Raw genomic sequence first — 11,546 nt, forward strand, 5'->3', positions numbered from 1 at the left:
TCTCCCATCGCTTCCCGGAAGATCGCGCCCATCGTGGCCGAGAAGAAATTTGAAAGCGCCCTCTCCGAGTTGGAATCCATCGTCTCCAAGCTCGAATCCGAAGAACTTCCGCTGGAGGACTCTTTGGAGCTCTTCGAAAAAGGGATCAAGCTCTCCCGCCTCTGCTCCAAGAAACTGGCCGAAGCCGAAAAGAAGGTCGACGCCCTGGTGGCGGAGCTGGCGAAAGATCAACCTCAAGAAACGCAAAGTAGCTAGTGTCCCGGGTCCGAAATAGATTGATAACGAAGGACGTCGATGCGGCCGGATGGCAAGGCGCGACGACGATGGCGTACTTGCAAAGCTGTGCGTCGAGGAGGAGCAACACAGCCAGCCGGGATGCAGCGGCGGCCGAGTATCAAGATATTTCGGACCCGGGACACTAACTGTGGATCTCGAAAAATATCTCGAAACCTGCCGCCGTTCCGTCGAGGGGAGACTCGAAGAATATTTCTCCACCTCTGCAGTGGCCCCCCGTCTCGTCGAGGCGATGAAATACAGTCTCTTTGCGGGGGGCAAACGTATCCGTCCGGCTCTCGCTCTTGCTGCTTGTGAAGCCGTGGGCGGAAAGAGTGACGCCGCGCTTCCCGTCGCCTGCGCACTCGAAATGATTCATACCTATTCCCTCATTCACGATGATCTGCCGACCATGGACAACGACGACTTAAGGCGGGGAAGACCGACAAACCACAAAGTGTTTGGAGAAGGTCTCGCGATTCTGGCCGGTGACGCTTTGTTGACCGAAGCGTTTAATCTCCTGGCCGATCCCTCGTGGAACATCCCAGCCGAATGCCGCATCGACATCGTCGGAATTGTCGCCGAAGGCTCCGGCGCCAACGGCATGGTGGGAGGCCAGGTCCTCGATCTTCAGTTTGAAGGGAAAGACGTCGGCGAAAAGGAATTGGAGCAAATTCACCGGAACAAGACCGGCAAGCTGCTTCGTGCAGCTGTTTTAGCCGGCGGCCGAGCGGGCGGTGCCGAGGGAGAATTCTTCGACAGCCTCAAACGATACGGTGAGGCGATCGGTCTGGCGTTTCAGATCGCCGACGACGTCCTCGACGTGACGGCCACAACCAAGCAGCTCGGCAAAGGGGCGGCCAAGGACCAGGACAAAAAGAAGGCCACGTACCCCGCGATCCTCGGCCTGGATGAATCCCGCCGCCGCGCCGCGAATCTGCTCGAGGACTCACTTTTGGCTCTCAAACCTTTAGGTAAGCGCGCTGAAGCGTTAACCGCCCTCGCCCGTTACATCATCGAGCGGCGGTCGTAGCCATTCACACTTTCTGGGACCAGAGATATGATCGGTTAATGCTCGACCTAGTCGCCCGAATACTGAAGAACGACCGCACCGTCGTATTTGCCTATCTTTTTGGCTCAAGGGCAAAGCAATACCAGCATTCTCAAAGCGATTGGGATATCGCGGTATTTCTTGATCCGCCACCGAAAGACGGACCGCACGGAAAGAAATATTTGGACCTTTACCTGAAAATTTCCAAAGAACTGCGCACGGACTCCGTTGATGTCGTCATTTTGAACTGTGCCACGCCATCCTTGGCAAAGGCGGCACTAACCGGAAAGCGACTTTTCTGCAGGAACACGGCCAAATATGTTCGATATTTTGTCCAGCTCATGCACGACCTAGACGATCAGATGTACCTAGTGGACGCATACGTTCCGGCGCTTAAGAAGCGCCTTAACGAAAGGACGGGTCGTGGTCGACCGAGCACTCGTCACTGAACGTCTTAAGTTGATCGACGATTATCTCCGGCTCGCGGAGCGCTTATCACGAAACGCTCGAAAACGATTTATTGAGAATCCGGAGATCCATATGCTGGCGGAAAGAGCACTGCATCTTGCGCTTGAAGCAATGCTCGACGTATCTAGTCATATCGTGTCGGCCCGGAATCTGGGGCCTCCGCAGAGCTATGGAGACGTGATCTTTCGTCTGGCTGAAGGGGGCGTGATTCCTGAGCGTTTGGCACATCAGTTACGGCCATGGGTAGGCATGCGCAATGTGCTCGTTCATGGATACTCAAAACTAGATCACGGCCAGGTCCATCAAGCGATTCGAAGGGATCTGTCTTCGGTACGGCGCTTTTGCGCGGCAGTCTCCAAATTGCTTTGAGAAAAAAACGCCTCGACCAGCTCGTCCACGAACGAGGTCTCGCAGAAACGCAAGTGAAGGCGCAGGCGCTCATTATGGCGGGGGAAATCATCGTCAACGAAACCATCGCCTCCAAGGCCGGGCAACTTGTGCCGTCCGACGCAGAGATCGCTTTGCGTTTTCCCGGACCCAAATATGTCAGCCGAGGAGGCGTCAAACTTGCGGGTGCGCTCGATCACTTCAAGATCGATCTAAGCGGTTGGCATTGCCTCGATGTGGGAGCCTCGACCGGGGGATTTACCGACTGCCTTTTGCAACGAGGTGCCGCACATGTCTGTACGATCGACGTGGGAAGAGGCCAGCTCGATCCCAAGATTCGAAACCATCCTCAAGTGACGTGGAAAGAATCGTTTCACGTGAATGAACTGACGCCGGAAACATTCGGGAGATTATTCGAACTCGCCGCCGTGGACGTCTCGTTCATCACCCTCAAAAAAGTCCTTCGCCATGTTCTGCCCTGCCTGAAATCGGGCGGAACCCTCCTCGCGCTCATTAAGCCGCAGTTTGAGGCGCAAAAAAGAGACGCCGTAAAGGGAGTCCTTCGGGATGAAACGAAGCGACAGGCCATTTTGGAAAAGATGAAGGAATACGCCGTAACGGACCTCGGGCTTCACGATGTGACTCTCACCGATTCGGTTCTGCCGGGCCCCAAGGGGAACCGGGAGGCATTTCTTTGCGCTGAATGGAGAATCAAAGGTCGTGATATACTGAATTCGTGAAATCGACGAAGGTCCTGGGCAGGCGGTCGGGAGAACTTGAAAATTCACCTGAGGCCGCGTCTCAGTGGCTGGCCACGGTAGCCGCTCTGCGAAAGGGAAAGGGAATCTGCCCCCGGGGCCTCTATCGGTTCAAAAGTTTCGATGAGGCGGATGAATGGATGATCGAGATGATGGCTCGCGAGTCTCTCGGGTCCCTACAATAGACGATCTCGTCCGCCTTTGCCGCCACCTAAACGAACAGAACGTGGAGTACGTCGTTATCGGTGGGTTCGCCGTGATTCACCACGGATATCTCCGGGCGACAGCCGACATCGACCTGTTGGTTCAGAAGAAACAGGCCAACGTGGAAAAGATCAAAACGGCGATGGGTTACTTGGAAGACCAGGCTGCCCGAGATCTACTTCCGGACGATCTGTCAAAATATACGGTTGTGCGTGTGGCGGACGAGATCGTCGTGGATCTCATGGCGAAAGCTTGCGGTCATTCCTTTGAGGATTTACGCAGTCAAATCGAGGAGGTTGAATTACAGGGAGTCCGCATCCCGTACCTTACGGCAGCCGGACTCTTGAAAACCAAAGCCGGCATTCGGCCAAAGGATCAGCAGGATCGCGCTTATCTGGAGCGACTGCTCAAGTCGAAACCGAAATAGGATTCGTTAAGATTTCACCTTTTCGTGAGCGTTCGAACCGTCTTCATGAACGCCGGATAGTGCCTAAGGGCCGTCTTGGCTCCGGTGAACACCTTCCCGGGAGTAAGGTCGTCGATCAGGTGCGCAATGGCGTCCCGAATTCGGGCGGATGAAGCGAGGCCCGAGGCCAGCTTGGTCGATAGGACACCCCGGCGACCGAGCACCAGGAATGCATCCGGATACGTGGGCACGGTTAGTTGGTAATTTTTCTTCAGGATAATGCAGGCGACATCCACCGCCCATTCCACGAGGCGTTCGATGTGACGTTCGGTCGCCAACTGATCCATTCGGTTTCGCCGATACGCTCGCTCCCCCTTCCGGAGAATTTCTTCCATCTCCAGTAACGTGCCACGCATAAAGTCGAGCTTTCGGACGATGATCTGTTTGTCGAGTGCCGTCAGCATGTGAGGCGTTCGTCAAGGAAGTCGTCCAGTAATTCCCGTCGCAGGCCGTCGAATTTTTCGTTGTCCATGAACTGGCGGCTGGCGAGGGAGAAGAAGCGGTCGAATTCGCCGGTCTTTCGTTCGTAGACGAGTCGGCCCTGGCAGGCGGCGAATCGGGCGATGGGGTCGGCGTGGTCCAGGAACATGACGTCAGCGTCGTCGCGGCCGAGGAGGCTTTTGAGTTCGGTGATGATTTTCCCGTGGTCGAATTTGAACTGGAAAAGAACGGCGATGTCGAGGTCGGGTTCGGGGCCTTGAAGGCCGGTGACGGCGGAGCCGAACAGGAGGACGAGGCGGGGGCGTCGGCGTTGGATCCAGGGGGAGAGCTTGCGGCGCAGTTGATGGGCTCGCACGGGAGTGCACAGTACCATGGGGGTTGGCGGGGTCAGTTTTCGCCGCGGCATTTTTCGGGCAGCGGTTCCCCGATGCCGAAAAGCCGCTCATTCAACCGATCGAACACAGCCAATAAAATATAATAATATTAAATATTTAACGCTGGTCTGCCTGGCACGGATGTTGGGATACTCCTGGGTATGAAGATGAAATTACAGCCGGAGGACGCCATGATTCGCCGATCGATTTCAGCACTTCAAGCAGCTGGATTGTCAATACTGCTTGTTCTCGGTGGATGTGGAAAAAATGGCGTTACGCCGACCCCCATCAACCCAAATGGCACCGGCAACAGCCTTGGCGAACAAATTACTCAAACGCTCTGTGCGGAAACGGGCGATGTCGATTCAGATGGTGATGGCATCTGCGATACCGACGAAGCGAATGACCCTACCCTAGGGCCCGATTGTGTTGACAACCCGGATTGCAACAACAACGAAACACCCGACGGCGATGAACCTTCTTGGTGGGTCAAGAATAGGAAGTACGTCTGGATGGCTTCGGCATTGGGTGCTGGTTCGGTTTACTTAGTAAAGGCGTGCGATGGAAACGGCGACGGCTGTAACTTCCTATCGAATGTGGCTGGAAAAACGGGCGACGACGTCAATAACCAGGCCGGTTGGACAACCTCCGTCATCGGGAATCTGACTGGCGGCTATGCCTATGTGAAGCTCGACAACATGCAAGGTCGATCCACATTCAAGCTTGGATTTACGGCTAAATCCGACAAAAGGGTCGTACTCGGCGGCATTGACCTCGGCTACGACTTTGGGGGATATATCGCCGGCTTCCCGCAATTCTCTAACGGGGCCTCCTTCCAAAAGGACGCAACCGGCGCGGCTAAAGTGGACCTCCCCTTGGCGGGAGTATTCTCCGACAACCTGAAAACCAACCATCCTCTGCGTGAGTTCGGAGTGCCCTGCGTGTCAGGCTCGTCATCTCCAGGGAATGTGTTTGAAAGCATCGAACAAAAAATAAAGGATCTCGGCTATTCAGGTTATCCCGTCATTCTCTCTTTCGTCGCCCAGGCCGACGGGAACCAAGACTGTTGGTTTGCCAAGAGCCTCCTGCCCGAATCGGTCTTCAACGCGGCGAAGCCGAGCACTCTAACACTTAAATTTCCGCCTCTCGGCAAAACCGCCGAGGCCACTTTCTCACTTCACTCCGAACACCCCGAAGTCGGAGCGGTCATCGATTCGTTCGATTTCGTAGCAAAATGGGTGGGCAAGGTCGGTGGGCCTGATCTTACGAACCCCGCTTCTGGCCTCCCAACAAACCCTGTAGAGAACTACGCCGACGGCTACCAATACTGGCCCAAGCTTGAAAAAGCACTCGGATTAAATTCCCCGCAGGTGTCGTGTTCGAATATGACTTGTTCCATAAAGAATCTCTTTTCTCCCCTTCAAAATCTTTACGCCGTATTCGAAATGACAAGGTCTCAGTAGCGCAAAAACGACGCGCCCAATACAAACCCATTCGTCTTATAACTTTGCTCCGGAGCGACGCGGCCAAAAATTTCGGGATGATGGCTCAAGAAAGCGTATTGCCTCTGGACCTCGCGGAAGCATTGGCTCCCTCGGTCGGATTGCAAAATCGAATTGTTCATGAATACGGCCTTCTCGACGCCCGAAATGTTTTCGCTGGCACCGAAAAAGCCCTTCAATTGTTTCCTAAATATACCGCGTCGATTCTGGGGCTCATGAAAAACTGAAAACCCGCGAGAGTGGCGGAAGTGCATCGGAATCGAACCGACCAACACTCGCTCGGCGGGCGTTCGCTGGTTTTGAAGACCAGGAAGGACACCAGTCCCCAGCCACTTCCGTCGCCGGAATCATTACCCTTTTTTGGGTTGCCTGAAAATAGGTCGTTCTGAAGTGTCCATTTTGGTGTCTGCTTTTTGTCGGAAATGGCCCATTCCAGATCCGGGAACTCACCCTTGGTCGACAATCTCGTACCGCGCAAATAGCGGAGGCACGGTCCACCAGAACACCATCATGATCGCGCTTTCGGGCACACCCGCCTTCACCCATGATATTTGTGCCGCCGAACTCGGATCCACTTTCCCTTCTTGTCCCGTTCCCAAAGCCTTCCTTTCCGTTCATCTTCCAAAGCTCCTTCAAATTCTTCATCAAATCCGCATTATTCAGAACGTCGAACGTTTCGGAAAAAGCTTCATAATCTTCCATCGGTAAAAGGGCTCCGACGGCACGACCGTCCTTCGTCAAAATATACCCCCGCCCCTCCTCTTCCATAGCGCGCACAAGCGTCAACGGCCGTTATTGCTGCGGCTTCTCGGCGCCTTTCGCCAAGGCTTCGTTCGCTTCCGGATATCGCAGATCGTCCCCGCTATACCATGCCAGACGCCCGCGCGAAGTAATTGAATACGGCCGGTCTCCGCCCGGCGCCTTATACATGAACGCGTTTCCCCACGGGTCTTTGGGAACCGAAATGCGTCCGATATATCCGTCTTGATAATATTTCTGCGGCCGCGGCGGAACGCGCGGTTGCCTCACCAGCGCATCGAGTCCCTGTTCGGTTGTCGGATAAAAGCCGTTGTCCTGCTTATATGACTCGAGCGCGACGCTGAGCCGTTGCAATTGATCGCGCACCATGAGGCGGCGGAGACGATCGTCCTGAGACATGTAAAAGGGATTGAAACGAGCCCAGGGCACAATAAAGATTCCGGCTAACACAAGCGCGATTCCGAGAAGACCGATTCCGACGTAGGCTTTCTTGATCCGATTCATAACGGCGGAGGGTAGCACCCAAGGCTCTGCTCCTCAAGCCTCCTGACGTCGGGCCAGGAACCGTAAGCATTTGATCGAAGGCCTCAATTGGATTAGGGTACACGGCCGTGATCGGGTTCGACCTCACCGAAGAACAGCAACAGCTTCAACAACTTGCGCGTGACTTCGCTCAAAAGGAAATGGCCCCGAAGGCGCCCCATTACGATCAAACCGGCGAGTTTCCCAAAGAGATTCTCAAGAAGGCCTGGGAAGTCGGCCTGATGAATCACCAAATTCCCACGGAATACGGCGGACCGGGCCTCAAGTGTCTGGACGGTTGCCTGATTGCCGAGGAAACCGGCGCGGCCTGCACGGGAATCGCCACGGCGATGGAAGCCAACATGTTGTCCGAAGCTCCGGTGATCGTCGGCGGCAACGACGAACAGAAAAAACGGTTTCTCACGCCGATGACGGAAGAGTTTAAGCTGGCGGCATACTGTGTCACCGAGCCGGCCGCCGGGTCGGACGTCCAGGGCATCAAGACAACGGCCAAGAAAGCCGGGAACGACTATGTGATCAACGGTGAAAAGATGTGGATCACTTCAGCGTCGGTGGCCTCGTGGTATTTCGTCCTCGCGTACACAGACCCCTCCAAGGGGTACAAGGGGATGTCGACATTTCTCGTCCCCGGCGAGACCGACGGCATCGTCGTCGGGAAAAAAGAAAAGAACATGGGACAGCGTTGTTCCGACACGCGAGGAATCACGTTCACCAACGTCAAAGTGAGCGAGAAAAATCGGGTGGGGAACGAAGGCGACGGATTCAAGATCGCGATGGCGGCGTTCGATCACAGCCGTCCTATTGTCGCCTCCGCGGCGGTGGGGTTGGCCCGTTCGGCCATGGAGCACGCCATCCGGTATGCCGGGGAGCGGGAGACATTCGGCGTGCCGATCGCCAAGCATCAGGCCGTCGCTTTCATGATCGCGGACATGGCCAAGGACATTGAGGCGGCGAGACTCCTCACATGGAAAGCCGCATGGACGATCGATCAGGGCCAGCGCAACACCCTCTTTGCCGCCTATGCAAAGTCTTTCGCCGCGGACACTGCGATGCGAGTGGCGACCGATGCCGTTCAAGTTTTCGGCGGCTACGGATTCAACACGGAATATCCGGTGGAAAAACTGATGCGGGACGCGAAGATCTTTCAGATTTACGAAGGAACGAGCCAGATTCAGCGGTTGATCATCGCAAAGGAAATATTTGAGCGGAGGAAATCATGACCGGAAAAATCACGGCAGCGCAAATCGACGAACGAATCGCCAAACACAAGGATTCCATCCTAAAGGAGTATAAGAAGATCGTGGAATCGCCCTCGGTGAGTGCCGATCCTAAGCACAAGGGGGACATTCGCAAGACCGCGGAACTGGCAAGCGACTACCTGAAGAAAGCGGGCGCGGACGTAACCATCATTGAAACTCCGGGAAATCCGGTCGTTTTTGGACACATCGAAAACAAGTCCAAAGCTCCGACCGTCGCTGTTTACAATCACCTCGACGTTCAACCTGTGTCACCCAAGGGGCAGGACGGGTGGGAACGTGAGCCTTTTCAGTTCACGGAGGAGCGGGGCCGCTTTTATTCGAGAGGCACTACCGACGACAAAGGCCCGGCGATGGCCGCTTTTTGGGCCGCCAAGATCGCAAAAGAATTCGAGATACCGATCAACGTCGAGTTTATCTGGGAATTTGAAGAAGAAATTGGGTCTCCACATTTTGCAGAATTCTGTACGAAGGCGAAGGAGCGGATCAAAGCCCAGTCGGTGGTCGTCTCGGATACCATCTGGATAACAAAAGGCAAGCCAGCCATTCCGACCGCCTTGCGCGGCCTCGTTGCATTGGAACTACGGCTTGATCTGAACAAAAAGGATGTGCACTCCGGATTGTGCGGAGGCGTGGCCCGGAATCCCTTGGCGGAAATGTGCCAGATCATCTCTTCGTGCATCGATGCCAAGACGGGAGACATCACCATCCCGGGCATTCGAGAGACTTGGACACCGCCGAGTGAGAGGGAAGTGGCTGATTTTCTCCGGTCGGGTTTCTCAGTGACTACGTTTAAGAAGGATCATGAGCTGACCACGTTGCGAACCGAGAATACGGCCGAAGTGGCCCAGCGGATTTGGGCCATGCCGACGTTTGAAGTGCACGGAATTGCCGGCGGTTACCAAGGGCCGGGAATAAAAACTGCGATTCCTCATTCGGCAACGGCGAAGATCAGTTTGCGTTTGGTTCCGGGTCAGCAATTCAACAAGATCATTGACCTGGTGCGAACGCACGTAAAAAAGATCAACCCGGATTGCGAAGTCCTTATGCCTGAAAAGGCATATCCGGCCTACGCTGCGCCAAAGGGAATCCCCCAAATCGCCTTGGTGTCCGACGCCATGGAGTTCGCCTTCGGCGCAAAACCAGCCTTCACGCGGGAAGGGGGTTCGATCCCTGCCGTCGCCACGATGGAAGAGACCTTCAAGGTTCCTGTGGTCTTCTTGGGCTTAAGCCTGCCCGAAGACGGTTACCACTGCCCCAATGAGTCTTTCGCGTGGGAACAGCTGGCGGGAGGCATAAAAGCTTTTGTGAAATATTTCGAGCTGTTGGCTGCGAGCCGATAGGTCCGTCACGGGTCGCCCCTTGACCCCAAAACTCTGTGGTTCTTATAAGGATACTGGTCATATCGCGTGGGAATTTATCGGATCCTATACATCATACGAGACCGTGAAATTGTCGTGGAAGTTTTGAGAATCCAGCATCGAAAGGAAGTCTATGAACGTTTTCGGGGGTGAAAAATGCCGCAACTGGTAACGGTCACAAAAGCGAAACAACGGCTGCTCGAACTAGCACGAAGGAACCAAGAACTCGGAGAGTCCTTCATCCTTCTCAAAAATGGAAATCCCGTGAGCGCGCTATTGCCGTTTGAGGAATATGAGGCGTTGCTGGAAACGCTCGATATCCTCGAAACAGAACCGGATATTTTGGCCAAGTTACGGGCGGCGGAGAGGGAGGTTGCCGCCGGTAGGTACACGGTCTGGAAAGGCCGACCGCAAAGGCGTAAGAAGCAATAATCCATGGGACTGCCGCTTGATTATTTTCAGCCGGTTCCGCCCCGGCATCTGGACCGCACGGGAATCGAACGTGACAACCGACTCGTGGAAGAAATTCAGGCACTCAAACGGGAGAAGGGAGCTTTTGTTCTTTGCCACAACTACCAAAAACCGGAGGTCCACCGTGTGGCCGATGCCGTCGGCGATTCGTACGGCCTTTCGGTGGCGGCAAAAAAAGCGGCCTGTGACATCATCGTTTTTTGCGGCGTCCGTTTCATGGCCGAGACGGCGCACATTTTAAACCCATCGAAGAAAGTTCTGCTCCCCGAAGAGATGGCCGGCTGCGGCTTGGCGGACACCATCACGGGCGATGACGTCCGGGCCTGGAAAGCCCGTTATCCGGGGAAACCGGTGGTCATGTACATCAACTGCTCCGCCGACGTGAAGGCCGAGTCCGACGCGATCTGCACCAGCTCCAACGCTCTGCACGTTGTGGAATCGATTGAAGGCGATCCGGTCCTTTTCGGTCCAGACGCAAACTTGGCGAACTATGTAAAACAGAAGGCCAAAAAAACCGTGATCCCGTGGGACGGGTACTGCCCGGTTCACCGCGCCGTCACCCGGGAGATGCTCGAAAAAACATTGGAGCTTTTCCCCGACGCCGTCGTCATCGTCCACCCCGAATGCAATCCCGACGTGGTCGACCTCGCCGACGAAGTTCTAAGCACGAGCCAAATGCTGGAAGCGATACAACGGCGGCCGGAAAAAAAGTTCGTCGTGGGTACCGAGATCGGCTTGATTCAGAAAGCGCAGGAACTTTGTCCGGACAAAGAAATTCATCCGATCTACCGCCACAAGAGCTGCGATCAGTCGTGCGCCTGCCCCTACATGAAAGTGACCGGCCTCCGTAGCGTGCTTCGATCTCTTCAGAATGAAACATGCGTGATTACGGTTCCGGAGGAAACGCGGCTCCGTGCGTTGCGAGCCGTAAACAAAATGCTGGAAATTGGCCTGCCGAAACCACAGAGTTAAGAAAAAAATGTTCAAGACAGCCCTCCCCCTTGCATTGATTCTCGGAGTCGCCACGTGCCAACCCGTTCCGGCAGCTCGTGGCCCCGCCGTGGACCGATGCGACGTGGAGTACGAACGGTGCGTCGCCCGTTGTGAGGGGCGCGCTGGCACGGGGGATGAATCGCTTTCGGGTCCGTTCAACGAAGCCTCCGGCGCCTGTCGAAATTCCTGCCAGATCCGCATCGAGACCTGTTATTCCACGCGCAACAAGCAAAAATAAT

The 11,546-nt window shown here is 55.2% G+C and carries 18 protein-coding genes, 1 tRNA gene and 1 pseudogene; 15 read left to right on the plus strand and 5 right to left on the minus strand.

Going from position 1 to position 11,546, the window contains the following annotated elements; genetic code table 11:
• The first annotated feature begins 33 nt into the window (after positions 1-33).
• Genes xseB through VI895_11960 form a run of 7 tightly spaced genes read left to right on the plus strand, consistent with a single transcriptional unit; the run spans position 34 to position 3,568 of the window.
• On the plus strand, positions 34-255 hold the full coding sequence (gene xseB / locus VI895_11930; GenBank protein ID HLG20508.1) for an exodeoxyribonuclease VII small subunit: 222 nt from the start codon (positions 34-36) through the stop codon (positions 253-255).
• A 49-nt stretch (positions 256-304) separates the two neighbouring features.
• Positions 305-1,306, plus strand: a complete 1,002-nt coding sequence (locus VI895_11935) for a farnesyl diphosphate synthase (GenBank protein HLG20509.1) — start codon at positions 305-307, stop codon at positions 1,304-1,306.
• 38 nt (positions 1,307-1,344) lie between these two features.
• A complete protein-coding gene (locus VI895_11940) occupies positions 1,345-1,773 on the plus strand; it encodes a nucleotidyltransferase domain-containing protein (GenBank protein HLG20510.1) in 429 nt (142 codons plus the stop codon).
• Positions 1,748-2,161, plus strand: coding sequence for a DUF86 domain-containing protein (locus VI895_11945; GenBank protein ID HLG20511.1), 414 nt, complete (start codon positions 1,748-1,750; stop codon positions 2,159-2,161). The genes VI895_11940 and VI895_11945 overlap by 26 nt, the downstream gene beginning before the upstream one ends.
• On the plus strand, positions 2,158-2,919 hold the full coding sequence (locus VI895_11950) for a TlyA family RNA methyltransferase (protein HLG20512.1): 762 nt from the start codon (positions 2,158-2,160) through the stop codon (positions 2,917-2,919). The genes VI895_11945 and VI895_11950 overlap by 4 nt, the downstream gene beginning before the upstream one ends.
• Positions 2,916-3,122 (plus strand): hypothetical protein, encoded by a 207-nt coding sequence (locus tag VI895_11955; GenBank protein HLG20513.1) that lies wholly within the window; start codon positions 2,916-2,918, stop codon positions 3,120-3,122. The genes VI895_11950 and VI895_11955 overlap by 4 nt, the downstream gene beginning before the upstream one ends.
• Before the next feature lie 41 nt (positions 3,123-3,163).
• Positions 3,164-3,568: a hypothetical protein gene (locus VI895_11960; protein HLG20514.1), complete on the plus strand. Its 405-nt coding sequence runs from the start codon at positions 3,164-3,166 to the stop codon at positions 3,566-3,568.
• Between the two features lie 14 nt (positions 3,569-3,582).
• Here VI895_11960 and VI895_11965 read toward each other — a convergent pair whose 3' ends face one another.
• Together VI895_11965 and VI895_11970 are read right to left on the minus strand one after the other, a co-directional pair.
• Positions 3,583-4,011: a HepT-like ribonuclease domain-containing protein gene (locus VI895_11965; GenBank protein ID HLG20515.1), complete on the minus strand. Its 429-nt coding sequence runs from the start codon at positions 4,009-4,011 to the stop codon at positions 3,583-3,585.
• The gene (locus tag VI895_11970; GenBank protein ID HLG20516.1) at positions 4,005-4,403 is read right to left on the minus strand and encodes a nucleotidyltransferase domain-containing protein; all 399 of its coding nucleotides are present in this window, start codon (positions 4,401-4,403) and stop codon (positions 4,005-4,007) included. Before VI895_11970 ends, VI895_11965 begins: the two co-directional genes overlap by 7 nt.
• A 180-nt stretch (positions 4,404-4,583) precedes the next feature.
• On the opposite strand from VI895_11970, the gene VI895_11975 reads away from it, so the two are divergent.
• Together VI895_11975 and VI895_11980 are read left to right on the plus strand one after the other, a co-directional pair.
• Positions 4,584-5,885 carry a hypothetical protein gene (locus VI895_11975; protein HLG20517.1) on the plus strand — a complete coding sequence of 434 codons (1,302 nt, stop codon included), beginning with the start codon at positions 4,584-4,586 and terminating at the stop codon, positions 5,883-5,885.
• Positions 5,798-6,151, plus strand: coding sequence for a HepT-like ribonuclease domain-containing protein (locus tag VI895_11980; GenBank protein ID HLG20518.1), 354 nt, complete (start codon positions 5,798-5,800; stop codon positions 6,149-6,151). The genes VI895_11975 and VI895_11980 overlap by 88 nt, the downstream gene beginning before the upstream one ends.
• A 13-nt stretch (positions 6,152-6,164) precedes the next feature.
• On the opposite strand, the gene VI895_11985 is transcribed toward VI895_11980, so the two are convergent.
• The 3 genes from VI895_11985 to gspG all read right to left on the minus strand — a co-directional run bounded on the left by VI895_11985 (position 6,165) and on the right by gspG (position 7,187).
• Positions 6,165-6,261: transfer RNA gene (locus VI895_11985), tRNA-Sec, on the minus strand.
• A gap of 109 nt (positions 6,262-6,370) precedes the next feature.
• The gene (locus VI895_11990) at positions 6,371-6,523 is read right to left on the minus strand and encodes a hypothetical protein (GenBank protein ID HLG20519.1); all 153 of its coding nucleotides are present in this window, start codon (positions 6,521-6,523) and stop codon (positions 6,371-6,373) included.
• Positions 6,524-6,716: 193 nt separating this feature from the next.
• On the minus strand, positions 6,717-7,187 hold the full coding sequence (gene gspG, locus VI895_11995) for a type II secretion system major pseudopilin GspG (GenBank protein ID HLG20520.1): 471 nt from the start codon (positions 7,185-7,187) through the stop codon (positions 6,717-6,719).
• Between the two features lie 110 nt (positions 7,188-7,297).
• Between gspG and VI895_12000 the strand changes: the two genes are divergently transcribed.
• The 6 genes and pseudogenes from VI895_12000 to VI895_12025 all read left to right on the plus strand — a co-directional run bounded on the left by VI895_12000 (position 7,298) and on the right by VI895_12025 (position 11,545).
• Positions 7,298-8,446, plus strand: coding sequence for an acyl-CoA dehydrogenase family protein (locus VI895_12000; protein HLG20521.1), 1,149 nt, complete (start codon positions 7,298-7,300; stop codon positions 8,444-8,446).
• Complete coding sequence (locus tag VI895_12005; protein HLG20522.1) at positions 8,443-9,825, plus strand: M20/M25/M40 family metallo-hydrolase; 1,383 nt, start codon at positions 8,443-8,445, stop codon at positions 9,823-9,825. Before VI895_12000 ends, VI895_12005 begins: the two co-directional genes overlap by 4 nt.
• 60 nt (positions 9,826-9,885) lie before the next feature.
• Positions 9,886-9,996 (plus strand): annotated as a pseudogene (locus VI895_12010) (type II toxin-antitoxin system RelE/ParE family toxin).
• Between the two features lie 3 nt (positions 9,997-9,999).
• Complete coding sequence (locus VI895_12015; GenBank protein ID HLG20523.1) at positions 10,000-10,275, plus strand: type II toxin-antitoxin system Phd/YefM family antitoxin; 276 nt, start codon at positions 10,000-10,002, stop codon at positions 10,273-10,275.
• A 3-nt stretch (positions 10,276-10,278) separates the two neighbouring features.
• A complete protein-coding gene (nadA, locus tag VI895_12020; GenBank protein HLG20524.1) occupies positions 10,279-11,286 on the plus strand; it encodes a quinolinate synthase NadA in 1,008 nt (335 codons plus the stop codon).
• Positions 11,287-11,293: 7 nt separating this feature from the next.
• Positions 11,294-11,545, plus strand: coding sequence for a hypothetical protein (locus tag VI895_12025; GenBank protein ID HLG20525.1), 252 nt, complete (start codon positions 11,294-11,296; stop codon positions 11,543-11,545).
• Position 11,546 lies beyond the last annotated feature (1 nt).

The organism is Bdellovibrionota bacterium (genome assembly GCA_035292885.1).
GTDB lineage: Bacteria > Bdellovibrionota_G > JALEGL01 > JALEGL01 > DATDPG01 > DATDPG01.

Coding starts and splice junctions, on each gene's coding strand:
- VI895_12015 (HLG20523.1), top strand. CDS start 10,000: ATGCCGCAACTGGTAACGGTCACAAAAGCGAAACAACGGCTGCTCGAA.
- VI895_11940 (HLG20510.1), top strand. CDS start 1,345: ATGCTCGACCTAGTCGCCCGAATACTGAAGAACGACCGCACCGTCGTA.
- VI895_12025 (HLG20525.1), top strand. CDS start 11,294: ATGTTCAAGACAGCCCTCCCCCTTGCATTGATTCTCGGAGTCGCCACG.
- VI895_11975 (HLG20517.1), top strand. CDS start 4,584: ATGAAGATGAAATTACAGCCGGAGGACGCCATGATTCGCCGATCGATT.
- gspG (HLG20520.1), bottom strand. CDS start 7,187: ATGAATCGGATCAAGAAAGCCTACGTCGGAATCGGTCTTCTCGGAATC.
- VI895_11965 (HLG20515.1), bottom strand. CDS start 4,011: ATGCTGACGGCACTCGACAAACAGATCATCGTCCGAAAGCTCGACTTT.
- VI895_12005 (HLG20522.1), top strand. CDS start 8,443: ATGACCGGAAAAATCACGGCAGCGCAAATCGACGAACGAATCGCCAAA.
- VI895_11935 (HLG20509.1), top strand. CDS start 305: ATGGCAAGGCGCGACGACGATGGCGTACTTGCAAAGCTGTGCGTCGAG.
- nadA (HLG20524.1), top strand. CDS start 10,279: ATGGGACTGCCGCTTGATTATTTTCAGCCGGTTCCGCCCCGGCATCTG.